This window comes from Pseudomonas sp. NFACC45 (assembly GCF_900113505.1).
In the GTDB taxonomy this organism is placed as follows: Bacteria; Pseudomonadota; Gammaproteobacteria; order Pseudomonadales; family Pseudomonadaceae; genus Aquipseudomonas; species Aquipseudomonas tehranensis.
Map to the genome: position 1 here is coordinate 121,587 of NZ_FOPO01000005.1, position 17,269 is coordinate 138,855.

General features: G+C 62.0%; 21 protein-coding genes. 11 read left to right on the forward strand and 10 right to left on the reverse strand.

The features are described from left to right. Nucleotides 1-19 precede the first annotated feature (19 nt). The 5 genes from lolA (at nt 20) to cysG (ending at nt 5,204) form a co-directional block, all read left to right on the forward strand. Nucleotides 20-643 carry an outer membrane lipoprotein periplasmic chaperone LolA gene (lolA, locus tag BM132_RS10660; RefSeq protein WP_092399179.1) on the forward strand — a complete coding sequence of 208 codons (624 nt, stop codon included), beginning with the start codon at nt 20-22 and terminating at the stop codon, nt 641-643. A 173-nt stretch (nt 644-816) separates the two neighbouring features. Further along, entirely contained in the window at nt 817-2,142 is a 1,326-nt protein-coding gene (locus BM132_RS10665; protein ID WP_092399177.1) for a replication-associated recombination protein A, read from the forward strand. Continuing rightward, the gene (gene crcB / locus BM132_RS10670) at nt 2,139-2,513 is read left to right on the forward strand and encodes a fluoride efflux transporter CrcB (RefSeq protein WP_092455129.1); all 375 of its coding nucleotides are present in this window, start codon (nt 2,139-2,141) and stop codon (nt 2,511-2,513) included. The genes BM132_RS10665 and crcB overlap by 4 nt, the downstream gene beginning before the upstream one ends. 15 nt (nt 2,514-2,528) lie before the next feature. Further along, on the forward strand, nt 2,529-3,809 hold the full coding sequence (gene serS / locus BM132_RS10675; RefSeq protein WP_092455131.1) for a serine--tRNA ligase: 1,281 nt from the start codon (nt 2,529-2,531) through the stop codon (nt 3,807-3,809). Next, nucleotides 3,810-5,204, forward strand: coding sequence for a siroheme synthase CysG (cysG, locus tag BM132_RS10680; protein ID WP_092455133.1), 1,395 nt, complete (start codon nt 3,810-3,812; stop codon nt 5,202-5,204). A 137-nt stretch (nt 5,205-5,341) separates the two neighbouring features. On the opposite strand, the gene BM132_RS10685 is transcribed toward cysG, so the two are convergent. From BM132_RS10685 to BM132_RS10720, 8 genes are all read right to left on the reverse strand, one after another. Continuing rightward, the gene (locus tag BM132_RS10685; RefSeq protein WP_092455135.1) at nt 5,342-6,346 is read right to left on the reverse strand and encodes a glutathione S-transferase family protein; all 1,005 of its coding nucleotides are present in this window, start codon (nt 6,344-6,346) and stop codon (nt 5,342-5,344) included. A gap of 88 nt (nt 6,347-6,434) precedes the next feature. After that, nucleotides 6,435-7,436 carry a glycosyl transferase family protein gene (locus tag BM132_RS10690; RefSeq protein WP_092455137.1) on the reverse strand — a complete coding sequence of 334 codons (1,002 nt, stop codon included), beginning with the start codon at nt 7,434-7,436 and terminating at the stop codon, nt 6,435-6,437. Further along, on the reverse strand, nt 7,433-7,768 hold the full coding sequence (locus BM132_RS10695) for a TusE/DsrC/DsvC family sulfur relay protein (RefSeq protein ID WP_092399167.1): 336 nt from the start codon (nt 7,766-7,768) through the stop codon (nt 7,433-7,435). Before BM132_RS10695 ends, BM132_RS10690 begins: the two co-directional genes overlap by 4 nt. Next, nucleotides 7,765-8,058 carry a sulfurtransferase complex subunit TusB gene (gene tusB / locus BM132_RS10700; RefSeq protein ID WP_092455139.1) on the reverse strand — a complete coding sequence of 98 codons (294 nt, stop codon included), beginning with the start codon at nt 8,056-8,058 and terminating at the stop codon, nt 7,765-7,767. The genes BM132_RS10695 and tusB overlap by 4 nt, the downstream gene beginning before the upstream one ends. Continuing rightward, on the reverse strand, nt 8,058-8,420 hold the full coding sequence (tusC, locus tag BM132_RS10705; RefSeq protein WP_092399163.1) for a sulfurtransferase complex subunit TusC: 363 nt from the start codon (nt 8,418-8,420) through the stop codon (nt 8,058-8,060). The genes tusB and tusC overlap by 1 nt, the downstream gene beginning before the upstream one ends. Then, the gene (gene tusD / locus BM132_RS10710; protein WP_092399360.1) at nt 8,420-8,812 is read right to left on the reverse strand and encodes a sulfurtransferase complex subunit TusD; all 393 of its coding nucleotides are present in this window, start codon (nt 8,810-8,812) and stop codon (nt 8,420-8,422) included. The genes tusC and tusD overlap by 1 nt, the downstream gene beginning before the upstream one ends. A 273-nt stretch (nt 8,813-9,085) precedes the next feature. Further along, nucleotides 9,086-9,415 carry a DUF6388 family protein gene (locus BM132_RS10715; RefSeq protein ID WP_092455141.1) on the reverse strand — a complete coding sequence of 110 codons (330 nt, stop codon included), beginning with the start codon at nt 9,413-9,415 and terminating at the stop codon, nt 9,086-9,088. A 2-nt stretch (nt 9,416-9,417) separates the two neighbouring features. Beyond that, complete coding sequence (locus BM132_RS10720) at nt 9,418-9,678, reverse strand: hypothetical protein (protein ID WP_092399159.1); 261 nt, start codon at nt 9,676-9,678, stop codon at nt 9,418-9,420. A gap of 142 nt (nt 9,679-9,820) precedes the next feature. Here BM132_RS10720 and BM132_RS10725 point away from each other — a divergent pair, with 142 nt between their 5' ends. Next, the gene (locus BM132_RS10725; protein ID WP_092455143.1) at nt 9,821-10,171 is read left to right on the forward strand and encodes a hypothetical protein; all 351 of its coding nucleotides are present in this window, start codon (nt 9,821-9,823) and stop codon (nt 10,169-10,171) included. Between the two features lie 184 nt (nt 10,172-10,355). On the opposite strand, the gene BM132_RS10730 is transcribed toward BM132_RS10725, so the two are convergent. Continuing rightward, nucleotides 10,356-10,790, reverse strand: coding sequence for a GNAT family N-acetyltransferase (locus BM132_RS10730; RefSeq protein ID WP_092455145.1), 435 nt, complete (start codon nt 10,788-10,790; stop codon nt 10,356-10,358). Nucleotides 10,791-10,991: 201 nt separating this feature from the next. On the opposite strand from BM132_RS10730, the gene BM132_RS10735 reads away from it, so the two are divergent. Genes BM132_RS10735 through BM132_RS10745 form a run of 3 tightly spaced genes read left to right on the forward strand, consistent with a single transcriptional unit; the run spans nt 10,992 to nt 13,453 of the window. Next, nucleotides 10,992-11,525 carry a cysteine hydrolase family protein gene (locus tag BM132_RS10735; RefSeq protein WP_092399153.1) on the forward strand — a complete coding sequence of 178 codons (534 nt, stop codon included), beginning with the start codon at nt 10,992-10,994 and terminating at the stop codon, nt 11,523-11,525. Between the two features lie 37 nt (nt 11,526-11,562). Further along, on the forward strand, nt 11,563-12,789 hold the full coding sequence (locus BM132_RS10740; RefSeq protein WP_092455147.1) for an ATP-binding protein: 1,227 nt from the start codon (nt 11,563-11,565) through the stop codon (nt 12,787-12,789). Nucleotides 12,790-12,823: 34 nt separating this feature from the next. Beyond that, nucleotides 12,824-13,453, forward strand: coding sequence for a Vgb family protein (locus BM132_RS10745; protein ID WP_092455149.1), 630 nt, complete (start codon nt 12,824-12,826; stop codon nt 13,451-13,453). 105 nt (nt 13,454-13,558) lie between these two features. On the opposite strand, the gene BM132_RS10750 is transcribed toward BM132_RS10745, so the two are convergent. After that, nucleotides 13,559-14,512: an EamA family transporter gene (locus tag BM132_RS10750; RefSeq protein ID WP_092455151.1), complete on the reverse strand. Its 954-nt coding sequence runs from the start codon at nt 14,510-14,512 to the stop codon at nt 13,559-13,561. Nucleotides 14,513-14,772: 260 nt separating this feature from the next. Between BM132_RS10750 and BM132_RS10755 the strand changes: the two genes are divergently transcribed. Together BM132_RS10755 and BM132_RS10760 are read left to right on the forward strand one after the other, a co-directional pair. Then, nucleotides 14,773-15,903 (forward strand): sensor histidine kinase, encoded by a 1,131-nt coding sequence (locus BM132_RS10755; protein WP_092455153.1) that lies wholly within the window; start codon nt 14,773-14,775, stop codon nt 15,901-15,903. Between the two features lie 97 nt (nt 15,904-16,000). Beyond that, nucleotides 16,001-17,092: an SMP-30/gluconolactonase/LRE family protein gene (locus BM132_RS10760; RefSeq protein WP_092455155.1), complete on the forward strand. Its 1,092-nt coding sequence runs from the start codon at nt 16,001-16,003 to the stop codon at nt 17,090-17,092. The last annotated feature ends 177 nt before the right edge of the window (nt 17,093-17,269 follow it).

Below are 17,269 nucleotides of genomic sequence, written 5' to 3' on the forward strand. Positions count from 1 at the left end.
CGACTTCAAGAGGACTCCCATGCGCCTGATTCGCATGTTGCTGTTGCCCGTACTGGCCCTGACCACCTTGTCGGCCCACGCCGATGAAAAGGACGTGGCCCGCCTGACCCAGTTGCTGGAACGTTCCCAGACCCTGACCGCTCGCTTCTCCCAGCTGACCCTCGACGGCAGTGGTACCCAGTTGCAGGAGACCGCGGGTGAGATGGCCTTGCAACGTCCGGGCCTGTTCTATTGGCACACCGATGCACCGGCTGAACAACTGATGGTGTCCGATGGCAAGAAAGTCTCCCTGTGGGACCCAGACCTGGAGCAGGTCACCATCAAGACCCTGGACCAGCGCTTGACCCAGACCCCGGCGTTGCTGCTCTCCGGCGATGTTTCCAAGATCAGCCAGAGTTTCGACATCAGCTCCAAAGAGGCCGGCGGCGTGATTGACTTCACCCTCAAGCCCAAGACCAAGGACAGCCTGTTTGACAGCCTGCGCCTGTCATTCCGCAATGGCCTGGTCAACGACATGCAACTGATCGACAGTGTCGGCCAGCGCACCAATATCCTGTTCACCGGGGTCAAGGCCAACGAGCCGATCGCTGCGGCCAAGTTCAAGTTCGACATCCCCAAGGGTGCTGATGTAATCCAGGAATAAACACAAAGCCCCTGTGGGAAATGGCCTGTGGGAGCAAGGCTTGCCCGCGATTGCATCGCCTCGGTCTACCAGACGCACCGAGGTGTCTGTATCGCGGGCAAGCCTTGCTCCCACAGATCTGCTCCGGCAGAGAGGATCGGCACCAGGACCCAGCGGAGGTTGTGTAAGTAGTGATGGACCTGTTTCGAAGCGCCCCGATTGCCCAGCCATTGGCCGCCCGCCTGCGCGCGACCAACCTGGATGAGTACGTCGGCCAGGAGCATGTGCTCGCTCGCGGCAAGCCTCTGCGCGAAGCGCTGGAGCAGGGCGCGCTGCATTCGATGATCTTCTGGGGGCCGCCGGGCGTGGGCAAGACCACCCTGGCACGGCTGCTGGCAGAAGTTTCGGATGCCCATTTCGAAACGGTTTCGGCGGTGCTGGCCGGGGTCAAGGAAATCCGCCAGGCGGTGGAAGTCGCCAAGCAACAGGCCGGGCAGTACGGTAAACGCACCATCCTGTTTGTCGATGAAGTGCACCGTTTCAACAAGTCGCAGCAGGACGCGTTCCTGCCTTACGTCGAAGACGGAACGCTGATCTTCATTGGCGCGACCACCGAAAACCCTTCGTTCGAACTCAATAACGCCCTACTGTCTCGGGCGCGGGTCTATGTGCTCAAGAGCCTCGACGAGGCGGCGATGCGCAAGCTGGTGCACCGGGCGCTGACCGAGGAGCGCGGCCTGGGCAAACGCCAGTTGAGCCTCAGCGACGAAGGCTTCCAGATCCTGTTTTCTGCCGCCGACGGCGATGGTCGGCGCTTGCTCAACCTGTTGGAAAACGCCTCGGACCTGGCCGAAGACAACAGCGAGATCGGCGTTGAACTGCTGCAAAGCCTCTTGGGCGATACCCGTCGACGCTTCGACAAGGGCGGCGAAGCGTTCTACGACCAGATTTCGGCGCTGCACAAATCCATACGTGGCTCCAACCCCGACGCCGCCTTGTACTGGTTTGCGCGGATGATCGACGGCGGTTGCGATCCGTTGTACCTGGCGCGCCGAGTGGTGCGCATGGCCAGCGAAGACATCGGCAACGCCGATCCCCGTGCCCTGAGCCTGTGCCTGGCGGCCTGGGATGTGCAGGAGCGCCTCGGCAGCCCGGAAGGCGAGCTCGCCGTGGCCCAGGCCATCACGTACCTGGCTTGCGCGCCAAAGAGCAATGCGGTGTACATGGGCTTCAAGGCCGCGATGCGCAGCGCCACCGAGCACGGTTCCCTGGAAGTGCCGCTGCACCTGCGTAACGCGCCGACCAAACTGATGAAGCAATTGGGCTACGGTGATGAATATCGTTACGCTCACGACGAACCGGACGCCTATGCCGCCGGCGAAGACTATTTTCCCGAAGAACTCGAACCCCAGTCGTTCTATCAGCCGGTGCCCCGTGGCCTTGAACTGAAGATCGGTGAAAAACTCAATCACTTGGCACAACTGGACCGTCTGAGTCCACGGCAACGGAGAAAACCTTGATCCCCTTGATCCTCGCAGTCTCCGCAGGTGGCGTCGCCGGCACGTTGTTGCGCTTTGCCACCGGCAATTGGGTCAACGCAAATTGGCCACGGCACTTCTATACCGCCACGCTGGCCGTTAATATCGTGGGCTGTCTGCTGATCGGCGTTCTATACGGTCTGTTTTTGATTCGCCCCGAGGTGCCCATCGAGGTGCGCGCGGGGCTGTTGGTCGGCTTTCTTGGCGGCCTGACGACTTTTTCATCCTTTTCACTGGATACGGTACGCCTGCTGGAAAGCGGGCAGGTGCTGCTGGCCCTGGGCTATGCGGCCATCAGCGTATTCGGCGGGCTGCTCGCCACCTGGGCCGGCCTGTCCCTGACCAAACTTTGATAACGAGAGACCGACATGCTCGATTCCAAACTGTTACGTAGCAACCTTCAGGACGTAGCGGACCGCCTGGCATCCCGTGGCTTCGCCCTGGACGTCGCGCGCATCGAAGCGCTGGAAGAACAGCGCAAGACCGTCCAGACCCGCACCGAAGCCCTGCAGGCTGAACGTAACGCGCGCTCCAAATCCATCGGTCAGGCCAAGCAGCGCGGCGAAGACATCGCACCGCTGATGGCCGATGTCGAGCGCATGGCGGGTGAGTTGAGTGCCGGTAAGGTCGAGCTGGACGCGATCCAGACCGAACTGGATTCGATCCTGCTGGGTATCCCCAACCTGCCGCATGAATCGGTTCCGGTCGGTGAAGACGAAGACGGCAACGTCGAAGTGCGCCGTTGGGGCACGCCGACAACCTTCGATTTTCAGGTTCAGGATCACGTGGCCCTGGGCGAGAAGTTCGGCTGGTTGGACTTTGAAACCGCCGCCAAGCTGTCGGGCGCTCGCTTTGCTTTGTTGCGTGGGCCAATTGCCCGTCTGCATCGCGCCCTGGCGCAGTTCATGATCAACCTGCACGTCACCGAACACGGTTACGAAGAAGCCTACACGCCTTACCTGGTTCAGGCGCCAGCCTTGCAGGGCACTGGCCAACTGCCGAAGTTCGAGGAAGATCTGTTCAAGATCAGCCGCGAAGGTGAGGCCGACCTGTACCTGATCCCGACCGCCGAAGTGTCGCTGACCAACATCGTCGCTGGCGAGATCGTCGACGCCAAGCAACTGCCGATCAAGTTCGTCGCCCACACACCGTGCTTTCGCAGTGAAGCCGGGGCGTCGGGCCGTGATACCCGCGGCATGATCCGCCAGCACCAGTTCGACAAGGTCGAGATGGTCCAGATTGTCGAACCGTCGAAATCCATGGAAGCGCTGGAAAGCCTGACTGCCAACGCCGAGAAGGTCCTGCAATTGCTGGAACTGCCGTACCGCACCCTGGCGCTGTGCACCGGCGACATGGGTTTCAGTGCGGTGAAGACTTACGACCTGGAAGTCTGGATTCCGAGCCAGAACAAGTACCGCGAAATCTCCTCGTGCTCCAACTGTGGCGACTTCCAGGCCCGCCGCATGCAGGCGCGTTTCCGCAACCCGGAAACCGGCAAGCCGGAGCTGGTCCACACCCTCAACGGCTCCGGCCTGGCCGTGGGCCGCACCCTGGTGGCGGTACTGGAAAACTACCAGCAGGCCGACGGTTCGATCCGGGTTCCCGACGTGTTGAAGCCCTACATGGGCGGCATTGAGGTCATCGGTTAAATGGACTATTTGCCACTGTTTCACAACCTGCGCGGCAGCCGTGTGCTGGTGGTCGGCGGCGGCGAGATTGCCTTGCGCAAGTCTCGCCTGCTGGCCGATGCCGGTGCAGTGCTGCGGGTGGTCGCACCGCATATCGAGGCGCAACTACTCGAGTTGGTCAGTGGCAGCGGTGGCGAATGTGTCCTGCGTGGTTATCTCGAAACAGACCTGGACGGTTGCGGCCTGATCATTGCCGCCACCGACGACGAACCGCTCAATGCCCGGGTTTCCGCCGACGCCCATAAGCGTTGCGTACCGGTCAACGTGGTGGACGCGCCGGCCCTGTGCAGCGTGATCTTCCCGGCGATTGTCGACCGCTCGCCGCTGGTGATCGCGGTGTCCAGTGGCGGCGATGCGCCGGTGCTGGCGCGGTTGATCCGGGCCAAGCTGGAAACCTGGATTCCTTCGACCTATGGGCAACTGGCTGGTCTGGCGGCGCGTTTTCGCAGCCAGGTCAAGGGGCTGTTCCCGGATGTGCAGCAACGCCGGGCGTTCTGGGAAGAGGTGTTCCAGGGGCCTATCGCTGACCGGCAGCTGGCCGGGCAGGGCGCCGAGGCTGAGCGCCTGTTGCGTGAAAAGATCGCAGGCCAGGCGCCGAATGCACCGGGTGAGGTCTATCTGGTGGGCGCAGGCCCTGGTGATCCGGACCTGCTGACCTTCCGCGCCTTACGGCTGATGCAGCAGGCGGACGTAGTGCTTTACGACCGTCTGGTGGCGCCGGCGATCCTTGAGCTGTGCCGACGCGATGCCGAGCGGATCTACGTCGGCAAGCGTCGCTCCGAGCACGCGGTGCCCCAGGACCAGATCAACCAGCAATTGGTCGACCTGGCCCGGCAAGGCAAACGTGTGGTGCGGTTGAAGGGCGGTGACCCGTTCATCTTCGGTCGTGGCGGTGAAGAAATCGAAGAGCTGGCGGCCCATGGCATCCCGTTCCAGGTGGTTCCGGGTATCACCGCCGCCAGCGGCTGCGCAGCCTACGCCGGGATCCCGCTGACCCATCGCGATTATGCCCAGTCGGTGCGCTTCATCACCGGCCATCTGAAGGACGGCACCAGCGACCTGCCGTGGTCGGACCTGGTTTCCCCGGCCCAGACCCTGGTGTTTTACATGGGGTTGGTGGGGCTGCCGATCATCTGCGACGAGTTGATCAAGCACGGTCGCGCGGCCGACACACCGGCGGCGCTGATTCAGCAAGGCACCACCTCCAACCAGCGAGTGTTCACCGGCACTCTGGCGGACTTGCCGCGGTTGGTTGCCGAGCATGAGGTCCATGCGCCGACGCTGGTGATCGTTGGGGAAGTGGTGCAACTGCGCGAAAAACTGGCGTGGTTTGAAGGGGCTCAGGGGCAGGTCTAGAGACCGCATCGCTCCAATCGCGAGCAGGCTCGCTCCCACAGGTTTTTGTGTCGTTTGCAGATACTGTGAACACCCGCAACCCCATGTGGGAGCGAGCCTGCTCGCGATTGGCCTTCAGAAGCAACAAAGATCCTGGATCAGTCCTCAACCCCACGCCAAATTCCTTTCCCACTCAACCGCTCCCGATCATGGGCAACCCTGAAATCCTGCTCCGGCCCTTTGGGCACGATCCCGTTGGGATTGATGGTCTTGTGGCTGCCGTAGTAGTGGCGCTGGATGTGGGTGAAGTCCACGGTCTCGGCAATTCCCGGCCACTGATACAACTCCCGCAACCAGTTCGACAGGTTCGGATAATCCGCAATGCGCCGCAGGTTGCATTTGAAATGACCGAAATACACCGCGTCAAAACGGATGATGGTGGTGAACAAGCGGATATCGGCCTCGGTCAGGTATTCACCGGTCAGGTAGCGTCGGGTTTGCAGCAATGCCTCCAAGCGGTCCAGTTCAGCGAACAAACCATCGAACGCTTCTTCGTAGGCCGCTTGAGTGGTGGCGAACCCGGCGCGGTACACGCCATTGTTCACGGCCGGGTAGATGCGTTCGTTCAACGCATCGATGTCGTTGCGCAGGTGCTCGGGGTAGAGGTCCAGGTCGTTCCCGGTCAAGCCGTCGAAGGCGCTGTTGAACATGCGGATGATTTCCGCTGATTCGTTGTTGACGATGCGTTGTTGCCGTTTGTCCCACAGCACTGGCACGGTGACGCGACCGGTGTAGTCCGGCGTATCGGCGGTGTAGCGCTGGTGCAGGAAATCCAGGTGATCGAGTTTGTCGCCAGTGGAGCCATGGCGCTTGTCGAACGTCCAGCCGTTTTCCAGCATCAGGTAGCTGACCACCGAGACATCGATCAGGTCTTGCAGGCCTTTGAGCTTGCGATAGATCAGCGTCCGGTGGGCCCAGGGGCAGGCCAGGGACACATACAAATGGTAGCGCCCGGACTCGGCGGTAAACCCGCTGTCGCCCGTGGGGCCGGCGCTGCCGTCGGCGGTGATCCAATGGCGGCGTTGCGCCTGTTCACGCTGGAAGGTGCCGTCCTTGCTTTCATACCACTGGTCCTGCCAGCGACCTTCGACTAACAAACCCATCTCGATCTCCTCTGCCCATAAACGTTGGAGAGGAGTCTATTCCCATAGGTTCGAACAAAAAGCGCAAAGGTTGGGCGTTGATGATCGGTTAAATCGATCGATCCCGCGCGGCCCAGTATTGGCGGGCTTGCTCTAAAGCTTCTTCCCGAGCCAGACCCAGGCCGCGAAGGGCCAGGGCCATGGTGGCGATCAGCGCCAGTTGCGGGTAGTTGTCTTCAACGTCGCCTCGCCAAATGGCTTTGAGGTGCTCAGGGTCGAGGCTTTGCGGTTTGACGTGGCGCTGTTCGGCCAGTCGCGGCCATTCCTCATCCCAGCTCACCCCACCGCAGGTGCCATACAGGTGGCTGTCGGCGTCCGGGTTGATCTCGATCTCGCCACCGTCGCCCTTGATCACGATGGCGGTGTCTCCCAGCAAGCCGCTGGCATCGCGGTGGACCGCCTGGTAGCCCGGATGGAAGATGCTTTGCAGCCCGCAACGGGCACCCAGGGGGTTGAGGATCCGCGCCAGGGAATGGATCGGTGAACGCAAGCCCAGGGTGTTGCGCAGGTCGATCATCCGTTGCATTTGCGGAGCCCAGTCCACCAGTGGCATGAAGGCCAGGCCACCATTGTCCAGCGCTGTGCCAACCTGCTGCCAGTCGCGACACAGGGGGATGTTCAGCAAGCCAAGCAGTTGCTCGCTGTAGAGCCGGCCCGCCGTATGCGCGCCGCCGCCGTGCATGAAAATCCGCACACCGTTCTGCCCGAGGCATTTGGCCGCCAGCAGGTACCACGGTAAATGACGTTTCTTGCCGGCGTAGGTCGGCCAATCCAGATCCACCGCCAACGCCGGGGTCTGCAGGCGTTCACGCAAGGCTTGGGTGAAACCGGCCATTTCTTCGGCGCTTTCTTCCTTGTGCCGCAATAGCATCAGGAAGGCGCCGAGTTGGGTGTCTTCGACCTGTTCGTCCAGCACCATGCCCATGGCTTGCCGCGCTTCTTCGCGGGTCAGGTCACGGGCGCCGCGCTTGCCTTTGCCGAGGATGCGCACGAATTGGGCGAACGGATGTTCGGCCGGGGTCTCAAGGGTCAGCGATGGGAAGTCGGTCATAAGCAGTTCGTCGGTTTGGGCAGGCCCGCCAGCTTGGCGGCGAGTTTGGCGGGAGTGCCTTTGAACAGTCGGTTCAGGTGCAGGCTGTTGCCCTTGTCGGCGCCCAGTTTCAGCGCCGTGTACTTGATCAGCGGCCGGGTCGCGGGGGAGAGCTGGAATTCGTCGTAGAAGCCGCGCAACAGTTCGAGGACTTCCCAGTGTTCGGCGCTCAACTGGATGTCTTCGGCGGCGGCCAGGGCCGTGGCGACTTCGGCCGACCAGTCATTGAGATCGGCCAGGTAGCCGTCCTTGTCCAGCGCAATGGCGCGTTGGCCCACGTTCAGCACGTTCATAACCAGGTGTTGACCTTGTCATGGTGGATCGACAGCGCGACGAACGCCGGGTAATCGATGGCCTCGGCCCATTGCGGAATGTCCAGGGCCCGGGCTTGGGCGTCTTCGCCAAGCACGAAGAGCTTCAGGCCTTTGCGTTGCAGTTCTGCAAACGGCACCGTGGCGGCTCGCAAGGCGTATGTCGCGTCGCCGCACAGCAGCAGCGCGTCCTGCTCGCCCAGTACCCGCAGGCAACTGGCGAAGCGGCTATCGCCGAAGGGGGAATGAGACAACACATGCAAAGTCGACATCAGAGGGTGATCACCTGGTCATAACGATCAATGAGCGCGGCGATCTGCGGCGCGCTGAGTATGTTCAGCTCGTCCAGCGCCAGGGCAGCGGTTGCAACGCCACGTTCGGCGGCACTGTCGGCGCAGACGTACAGGTCCTCGACGCCAAACATGGGCAACGCCTGCAAGTTCGCGCTCAGGTCCTTTTGCTGGAGCGCCTTGGCGTTTTGGCCGCTGGCGAGCTGCAAGACGCCGTCGTCGAGAAACAGCAGGCCGATGGGCAGGTCGAACGCGCCCCCGGCCAGTACGATGTCCAGGGCTTCCCGGGCGCTGGGGCCCGACCAGGGAGCCTGGCGGCTGATGAGCAATAAGGATTTGGCCATTACGCGCCTCCAAAACAGATCAAACGGTCGGCGTCCTGGATCGCGTCGTGCAACTGGCCCAGGCCGGACAAGGCCCAGGGCGCGCCGACGCTGACCGCTGACCGCTGGTAGCGTTGGGCCTCTTCATTGTTCAGCACACCACGGCGCAACGCCGCGGCGATGCAGACCACGCCGTCGAGCTGGTTGTCGCTGACAAAGGCGCGCCACTGTTGGGGCAGATCCTGTTCATCCTGGGGCGTTACGAGGCTGTCGGCAGCGTTATAGACACCATCCTGATAGAAAAACAGCCGCACGATTTCATGCCCTCCGGCCAGCGCGGCCTGGGCAAACAACAGGGCGCGACGCGAGGAGGGTGCATGGGCGGCGGAAAACAACGCGATGGCAAACTTCATGACAGACCCGATCAGCAAAACTGCGGCCATGATAAAGCTTTATGGGCGGGGGGGCGATTGCCAGGGGATTCAACACAAAGGGGCATGCTTTGGATACTTTGTGGCGAGGGGATTCATCTTGTGGCGAGGGGATTTATCCCCGTTGAGCTGCGAAGCAGTCCCTTGACCCGCCAACGCGGTGTATCAGACAGGCCACGGTGGCGAAAGAGGGGCCGCTTCGCAGCCCAGCGGGGATAAATCCCCTCGCCACAGGTGGTATTCAATCCATTCGAGCTACTGCTCGAGCCCATTCAACTCGCAATACTCCGCCCACTCCATCCCCGCCATCTGTGCCACTTCCTTGTGGACTTCCATGCGCTGGTTTTCGTAGTCCTGGGGCGAAGCGGCGGTCAGTTGCAGGGTCAGCTCCCAAGCGAACAGGCCCTGGCGCTCGGCTTCGGCTTCGAACGCTTCATGCAAGCGCTCGGCGCGATACTGCGCAGCGGTCTGGCCCTTGGCCTGGGCCAGCAGCGGGTTGAGGTTGTCCAGTTCGACGCGCAGCTCGGGGCGTTCATCGAGAAATTTTTCCAGCGCTCGTTCATGTTGCTGTTCGGTTGCCGCCATGGTCACTCCTTGGGTGCCGGGGGTTGTTTCTTGCTGGCCTTGGCCGCAGCGGCCAGGCATTCGAGGGCGAACTGTTCGGTGTAGGTCATCTGTATCGGCGTGGTTTCGCCCTTGACCGTACGTTCACCGTCGAGGATGTAGCGAATCCGCTTGTCGGTGACGCCGATTCGCTTGGCGATCCAGGCCGGGGTCTGGCCGATCTGGCTGATCAGTTTGTCAGCGTATTCGGTGGTCGGTTTGTAGAACTCGGCATTGGGTGTCATGGGCTGTTCCGCGCGGGCAAGTGGCAATGGCGCGACAGGTTGCGCGAATCATCGCCCGGTGTCGCGTATAAATTTCAGTAAAGCAGCATGAAGGCCCAGGCCGCAGTGCTACAGTCGGTTTTTTTCTCTACGAGTGAACGCAATGCGAATGCTGATGGTGGCCGCGGCCGCAATGTTGCTGGTTGGCTGCGCGGGTTCGGCGATGAACCAGGCCCGTACTCAAGCGCCTTACAAGACACTGACCTCCGACAAGCCGGAACAGGTCGTGGCCCAATGCGTGCAGTTTTCCTGGCAGGACGAAGCGGTATTTGGCGTGGATGCCGGTGCCTACCTGCAACCGGCTCAGAAGGGGGGCACGACGGTGTACACCCGCGCGGCTGAATCGTTTGTCGATGTGCAAGGCAGCGCCACGGGTACCGCATTGAGCTATTACGCCCAGCATGACGATTTTGTGGCCAAGCGCCGGTTGGCGGCGTTGGCGACTTGTCTTTAGGCGACTTGCACTGCTATCGCGAGCAGGCTCGCTCCCACAGGTTTATATGTCGTTTGCAGATACTGTGAACACCCGCAACCCCATGTGGGAGCGAGCCTGCTCGCGATGAGGCCGGCACAGCCCACATCACCGCAAGCTGACCCACCGCTTTCGCGAGCAAGCCCGCTCCCACAGGGTCCGTATTTCAATCAGTCTGGTCCAGGCGCTTCTGGAAGAAGAAACGCTGGTGACCTGGCGGGTAGTCGTCGATCTGGCCACAGCCTGTGAAACCGTGTCTTTTGTAGAACTCCGGCGCCTGGAAGTCGAAGGTGTCCAGCCACATGCCCACGCAGTTTTTCGTCCGGGCAAAGTCTTCGGCCATCTGCATCAATGTTGAACCGGTGCCTTGGCCACGGGCCTGTTCCGGCACCACCAGCAACTCGATATAAAACCAGCGAAAGAACACTCGACCGTAGAGCCCACCGATGATTTCGTCGCTGTGTTCGTCGCGTACCAGCCAGGCGACCAGCTCAGGCACCGTGCCGCCGGTCTTGGCCGTGTTGTAGGCGCGCAGCGGGACGAGGATCGCCTCGCGGTCTGCTGCGGTGGGGGTGTCCGTACGTTCGATTCGTAGCGTCATCGGCAATGTCCTTGTGCGGTGAGGGATGAGCCGCACGAGCCTATCCCAACCTGGCTTTTGCGTCACCCAAGCGACGGTGAACAGGCGTACTACGCAAACCGGGCCATACTGCCTAGTGTTTTTGCAGCGATCCGCGACATGGAATGATCGGTAGATGGTTAATCTGTTGTCGGGATCCAACACGTTTTGAAGAGGAACGTCATGAACACCGCATTGCTGATCATCGATGTCCAGAGCGCGCTGTGCAGCGGCGAAGAAGAGTGCTTCGACAGCCCACGCCTGCTCCGGACAATCAACGACCTCAGCGCCAGGGCCAGGGCCGTCGGCCTGCCGGTGATCCTGATCCAGCACGAAGAGCTGGAGGGGTCGCTGACTTATGGTTCCAGCGCCTGGCAACTGGCCGACGGCCTGTTGACTGCACCGGATGACCTGCGAGTACGCAAGACCACGCCGGACGCCTTCTACCAGACCGATCTGCTGTCGCTGCTGCAAGCCCGGATGATTGATCGCGTGGTGATCTGCGGGTTGCAAACCGACTATTGCGTCAACGCCACCGTACGCCAGGCCCATGCCCTGGGGTACGACGTGGTGCTGGCCGCGGACGCCCATTCCACCGTGGACAACGGCAGCATGGCGGCCGAGCAGATCATTGCCAACCACAACAACCGGCTGGGACGCCTGAGCAGCGCGGTGTCGCGGATCGATGTGCTGCCGGCGGGGGACATCCGTCTCTGACCGCGACACCCAAACCTGTGGCGAGGGAAACCGGACGATGGCAGCGGATGCGTTGATCAGCGCTGCAGCACGAGCACTGGCGGCAGGGGATCCGGTGGCCGCGCTCAATCGCGTTTCCCTGCGTGACGATGCGCCGGCCTTGGCGCTTCGCGGCATTGCCATGGCCCAGTTGGGCGAGCTGGAGCGGGCCAGGACGCTGATGCGGCGGGCGGCTCGGGCCTTCGGGCCCAGGGAGGCCGTGGCACAGGCGCGGTGTGTGGTGGCCGAGGGTGAGATCGCCCTGGCGTCCCGTGATCTGGCCTGGCCGGTGAAGCGCCTGGAGGCTGCGCGGGCGGTGCTTGAACGCCATGGCGACCGGACGAACGTCGCCCACGCACGCTCAATCGAAATCCGCCGCTTGCTGTTGCTAGGCCATCTCGATGAGGCCGAGTCCAGGTTGGTTGACCTTGATCCGAGCTGTCTGCCTGCGCCGTCCAGAGCCGCTTGCGAACTGGTGGTGGCGGGTATTGCCATGCGACGGTTACGAACGAAAACCGCACGGGCCGCGCTCGAACGTGCCGGCCAGGCCGCACGACAAGCGGGCATCGGCGCGCTGACTGCCGAAGTCGAAAGCGCCTGGCGCGTCCTGCAGACGCCGGCGGCCCGTCTGATTGCGGGGGGCCAGGAGCGGTTGCTGGTCCTTGAGGACGTTGAAGCACTCCTGTCCAGCGACGCGTTGGTGGTGGACGCATGTCGCAATGGGGTAAACAGGGCGAGCCAGCGGATCTCCCTTGCCAGGCGCCCGGTGTTGTTCGCCCTCGCCAGACAATTGGCTCAAGCCTGGCCGGCCGAGGTGTCCAGGGAAACGCTCGTTGCCCAGGCCTTTGGCTTGAAACTGACGGATGAATCCCATCGCGCCCGACTGCGGGTCGAAGTCGGGCGGCTGCGCGCGGTGCTTCGCCCGCTGGCCGAGGTGACAGCGACCCGGCATGGGTTTGCCCTGGTGCCGCGCAGGGACGGGGAAGTGGTGGTGCTGGCGCGTCCTGTGGAGGAGCCCCACGCCGCAGTGCTGGCGTTGCTCGCCGATGGCGGGTCATGGTCCAGTTCTGCCCTGGCGCTGGCCCTGGATGTCAGCCAGCGCACCGTGCAACGGGCCCTCGACACGCTGGCCGCGGCGGGCCAGGTGCAGTCGGTCGGGCGTGGGCGGGCCTGCCGCTGGATGGCGCCGCCGCTGCCTGGATTCACGACGGTATTGTTACTCACCGCGCTGCTGCCCAATGGTTAGGATGCAGTCACACTCCAACGATGAGGCTTGCAAGATGAAACGTTCAGATGCCCAGATCCTGCGTGAATACGGTCCTTTTCCGGGCGTTGACTGTGTACACGGTGTCAGTCATGACGGTGAGCTCGTCTGGTTTGCTTCCGGCGACAAGTTGCACGCACTCGATCCCGCCAGCGGCCAGATGTTGCGTTCGCTGGACGTCCCGGCAAACGCTGGAACGGCTTTTGACGGTGAGCACCTGTTTCAGATCGCCGCAGACACCATTCGCAAGATCGACCCGCGCACCGGTCAGGTACTGGCGACCATTGCGGCGCCCAATAGCGGGGATGACTCAGGGTTGGCCTGGGCCGAAGGATCCCTCTGGGTCGGCCAGTACAAGGCGCGCAAAATCCTCCAGATCGATCCCTCCACGGGCAAGATCCTGCGCACCCTCGAATCCAACCGCTTCGTCACGGGCGTGACCTGGGTCGACGGCGAACTCTGGCACGGCACTTGGGAAAACGATGAAAGCGACCTGCGGCGCATCGACCCTCAAACCGCAGAAGTGCTGGAAAGCGTGACGATGCCGGCGGGGATCGGTGTGTCGGGGCTTGAGTCAGACGGCGCCGACCGGTTCTTTTGCGGCGGTGGCAACAGCGCGAAGGTGAGGGCGGTTCGCCGACCGTAGGAGCTGCCGAAGGCTGCGATCTTTTGATCTTGATCTTTCGCTTGGGACTCAATTGTCTGGGGCAAGATCGCAGCCTCGTTGCACTCGACAGCTCCTACACAGCTCCTACACAGCTTTTTCGCAGATGCGCTCGACCTTGCGATAGGTCAGCAACACGATGCCGGTGACCACAATCGCGCCGCCCATCACCTGGCCCGGGTTGAGCATCTGGTCCAGCACCAGCCAGCCGATCAGCAGGGTCGCCAGCGGTTCGATGTTCATCACTGGGGCGTTGCGTGGCATGTCCAGGCGAGGCACGGAGATGAACAGCACAATAAACCCGGTGCCATAGAGCACCACCAGGGTCGCCAGGGCGAACCAGCCGGTGCTGCTGGCCGGCAGGTCGAAGCCGCCGGGAAGGGCGCCGGTCAGGCCGGCGAGGTTGACGCTGCTGAACACAATGAAAATGGTCAGCAGGCTGCGCACCGAACCGCGTACTTGGGATAATTTGTGGTCGGTGATCCACAGCGCGCAGGCAAAGACACAGGCGGCACTGAAGGCCAGGCCAACACCCAGCAACCATTGTGGGCCGACGCTCTCTTGCGACGACAGTCGGGCCGGTACTTCCAGCACGAACACCAGGCCCAGCAGGATCATGCCCATCAACGTGGCAGTACGTGCAGTGGGACGTGGCCCGCCCAGTGCCCAGGTCAGCAACGCCAGCAGGATCGGAAAGACATTGCCCACCAACAGCGCCAGGGCCACCGGGACCCGCGCCACGGCGGAATACAGGCACAGGCTCTGGGCGGCAATCAACAGCCCCAGAGCCAATTGCCAGCGCCAGACGCCTTGTGGCAGGCGCAGGTTCTGGCGTTGCCAGAGCACCATGGCAGCCAGCACCAGCAGGGTGCCGCCCGAGCGCAGCAGGATCGCCAACAAGACCCCCGCACCGTCATCAAATGCCGCACGGGCGGCGACATGGTTGCCGGCGAAGGCACATCCCATGCACAGCAGAACCAGCACGGCGAGGTGCCGCGGTAACGGAGTGGGGGTGTCAGGTGCAGCCGTGGAGCGGGTCATGGCAGGGCGTCTCAAAGGCAGGCCGCCGAAGCAAAACGCTTCGGACCGGCTATTTAAGTTATATGTTGTCGTACAACTTGGCTTGGGTTTTTACCCCATAGGCATGCAAGACACAAGCTTCGCATCCTGAAAGCCATCTACCGATTCACAGCGATCCCTCGCAGGTCCGCCGCACATTGTTCGTCGGTTTGCTGTACAACAACCTGATCGTTGGGTTGTTTCCACACCGCCCTTGATCTACCCCTTCCGCGGAGCAACCCATGCGCCTGGCTGATTTCATTCTCGACAATATCGAGCCGATTCTTCAGGCGTGGGAAGACTTCGCCAAAACCATCACACCGGCCTCCCATGGCATGGATTCGCTGGCTCTGCGCGATCACGCCGAGCAAATGCTGCGCACCATTGCCGCTGACCTGCGCACTTCGCAGACGGTCAAGGAACAGATCGCCAAGTCCCAGGGCGATGCGCCAGCGGCAGAGGCTGAAACCGCAGCCGAAACCCATGCGATCATTCGCCAGTCCTCGGGGTTTACGGTGGAGCAGATGGTTTCGGAGTACCGTGCGCTGCGCACCAGCGTGCTGTTGCTCTGGATGCCGCAGACCCAGTTGGATCAGGAGCAGGTCATGACCGATCTGATTCGTTTCAACGAAGCGGTGGATCAGGCCCTGGCGGAATCGGTGGTCAGTTATTCGGGCGCCGTCGATGCCTCACGAAATATTTTTCTCGGGATTCTGGGTCATGACCTGCGCAGCCCCCTGGGCGCGATCTTGCTGAGCTCAGAGGTGCTATTGCGGGCAGGAGACCTGCCCGCCAAAGCCACCAAGATATCTTCGCGCATTTACACCAGCGTCAAGCGGGCCAACAAGATTGTCGGCGATCTACTGGACTTTACCCGTACCCAGTTGGGCTCGGGCATTCCGGTGCAGCGCTTTAATGGTGATCTGGTGGCGGCCTGTGAAGGCATGGTGGAAGAGGCGCGGGCTTATCACCCGGAAAGCAGAATCATCTTTGAAACCACCGGTGCCCTGGAAGGCCTGTTTGATCAGGCGCGCATGGAGCAGGTGTTCGCCAACCTGATCGGCAACGCCGTCCAGCATGGCAGCGAGGGGACGCCGATTACCGTTTCACTGGGCACCGAAGAAGATACTGCGGTGATCGCCATCAACAACCAGGGTAAGCCGATCGAGAAAGACGCCATTGCCAGCATCTTCAACCCGATGGTCCGGCAATTGCGCAACGGCGACATGCAGTATGGCTCTACGGCTGGGCTCGGGCTGGGGCTGCACATCGCGTCAGCCATCGTATCTGCCCATAAGGGCACTATCGAGGTTCATTCCAAGGCAAGATCGGGCACCACCTTCACCGTACGGATCCCGCTCCACGCGCACTGAATTTTTTCTTGCGCAGGGTAGGCGGCCTACTTGTACGATGTCCTATCACGGAGTAAAACAGTCGTCGCCGTCCAATAATAATTAACGGAGACGCACGATGGATGCTTCGCAACCTGCAACGACCGCCCACCAGGGCCGCCGGGTGTTCCTGAAAAAATCCTTGGTGGTTTCGGCCGCCGCCGCAACGCTGGGCAACCTGCCCAGGCTGACTCAGGCAGAACCCTTGAGCCAGCGTTACCCTGACCCGCTGATCAAGATCCTCGACCCCAGCTTCATGGACCTGCGGCTGTTCAACGCCAGTGTTGAAAAGCTCGCTACTGGCTTGCGCTGGGCGGAAGGGCCGGTGTGGGTGGGCGACGGTCGTTATTTGCTGGTCAGTGACATTCCCAACAACCGCATCATGCGCTGGGATGAAGTCACCGACAGCCTGTCGGTTTACCGCGAGAACTCCAACTTTTCCAACGGCCTGTGCCGTGATCGCCAAGGGCGCTTGCTGGTCTGCGAAGGCTCCACCACGTCGACTGAAGGCCGGCGCGTCACCCGCACCGAGCACAACGGCACCATCACCGTGCTGGCGGACAGTTTCGAGGGCAAGCCTTTCAACTCGCCCAACGACATCGTGTGCAAGCGCGACGGTTCTGTCTGGTTCACCGATCCACCGTTCCAGACCGGCAACAACTACGAAGGGCACAAAGTCGCACCTGCCCAGCCCCACGCGGTGTACCGCATTGACGGTGAAACCGGCAAGGTCACCCGGGTCATCGACGACATGGCAGGGCCCAACGGCCTGTGCTTTTCGCCGGACGAGAAGATCCTCTACGTGGTCGAAGGCCGGGCCAAGCCGAACCGCCTGGTGTGGGCGATCACGGTCAAGGACGATGGCACCCTGGGCGAGCGGCGCAAGCACATCGAAGGCTTGGATTACGCGGCCATCGATGGGCTCAAATGCGACGAGAGTGGCAACCTCTGGTGCGGTTGGGGCGGTAATGGCGATCCCAAGGCCGACCTGGAAAAGCTCGACGGTGTGCGGGTGTTCAACCCCGAGGGCAAGGCTATCGGACACATCTCCCTGCCGGAGCGCTGCCCTAACGTCTGCTTTGGCGGACGAGAGGGTAATCGCCTGTTCATGGCCGGCAGCCACTCGTTGTATGCACTGTTTGTGAATACCCGTGGGGCGACGTTTGCCTGAGTGACTGACCCTCTCGCCCTGCGGTTCCTTGTGGCGAGAGAATCAGGTGTGGGAGCAAGGCTTGCCCGCGATACAGGCGACTCGTTTCTCCAGAGACCACGTTGCCTTCATCGCGGGCAAGCCTTGTTCCCACAATAAATCCCCTCGCCACAGCGTTCTGTTTGGACCAGGGGACTT

Bases quoted from the DNA above. Each gene is read 5' to 3' on its own strand.
- BM132_RS10725 (WP_092455143.1), top strand. From the start codon at position 9,821: ATGCGAATGCTGATGGTGGCCGCGGCCGCAATGTTGCTGGTTGGCTGC.
- tusC (WP_092399163.1), bottom strand. From the start codon at position 8,420: ATGGCCAAATCCTTATTGCTCATCAGCCGCCAGGCTCCCTGGTCGGGC.
- BM132_RS10695 (WP_092399167.1), bottom strand. From the start codon at position 7,768: ATGAACGTGCTGAACGTGGGCCAACGCGCCATTGCGCTGGACAAGGAC.
- cysG (WP_092455133.1), top strand. From the start codon at position 3,810: ATGGACTATTTGCCACTGTTTCACAACCTGCGCGGCAGCCGTGTGCTG.
- tusD (WP_092399360.1), bottom strand. From the start codon at position 8,812: ATGAAGTTTGCCATCGCGTTGTTTTCCGCCGCCCATGCACCCTCCTCG.
- BM132_RS10685 (WP_092455135.1), bottom strand. From the start codon at position 6,346: ATGGGTTTGTTAGTCGAAGGTCGCTGGCAGGACCAGTGGTATGAAAGC.
- BM132_RS10745 (WP_092455149.1), top strand. From the start codon at position 12,824: ATGAAACGTTCAGATGCCCAGATCCTGCGTGAATACGGTCCTTTTCCG.
- BM132_RS10715 (WP_092455141.1), bottom strand. From the start codon at position 9,415: ATGGCGGCAACCGAACAGCAACATGAACGAGCGCTGGAAAAATTTCTC.
- BM132_RS10665 (WP_092399177.1), top strand. From the start codon at position 817: ATGGACCTGTTTCGAAGCGCCCCGATTGCCCAGCCATTGGCCGCCCGC.
- BM132_RS10755 (WP_092455153.1), top strand. From the start codon at position 14,773: ATGCGCCTGGCTGATTTCATTCTCGACAATATCGAGCCGATTCTTCAG.
- tusB (WP_092455139.1), bottom strand. From the start codon at position 8,058: ATGTCGACTTTGCATGTGTTGTCTCATTCCCCCTTCGGCGATAGCCGC.
- BM132_RS10760 (WP_092455155.1), top strand. From the start codon at position 16,001: ATGGATGCTTCGCAACCTGCAACGACCGCCCACCAGGGCCGCCGGGTG.
- BM132_RS10730 (WP_092455145.1), bottom strand. From the start codon at position 10,790: ATGACGCTACGAATCGAACGTACGGACACCCCCACCGCAGCAGACCGC.
- BM132_RS10740 (WP_092455147.1), top strand. From the start codon at position 11,563: ATGGCAGCGGATGCGTTGATCAGCGCTGCAGCACGAGCACTGGCGGCA.
- serS (WP_092455131.1), top strand. From the start codon at position 2,529: ATGCTCGATTCCAAACTGTTACGTAGCAACCTTCAGGACGTAGCGGAC.
- BM132_RS10735 (WP_092399153.1), top strand. From the start codon at position 10,992: ATGAACACCGCATTGCTGATCATCGATGTCCAGAGCGCGCTGTGCAGC.
- BM132_RS10750 (WP_092455151.1), bottom strand. From the start codon at position 14,512: ATGACCCGCTCCACGGCTGCACCTGACACCCCCACTCCGTTACCGCGG.
- lolA (WP_092399179.1), top strand. From the start codon at position 20: ATGCGCCTGATTCGCATGTTGCTGTTGCCCGTACTGGCCCTGACCACC.
- BM132_RS10690 (WP_092455137.1), bottom strand. From the start codon at position 7,436: ATGACCGACTTCCCATCGCTGACCCTTGAGACCCCGGCCGAACATCCG.
- BM132_RS10720 (WP_092399159.1), bottom strand. From the start codon at position 9,678: ATGACACCCAATGCCGAGTTCTACAAACCGACCACCGAATACGCTGAC.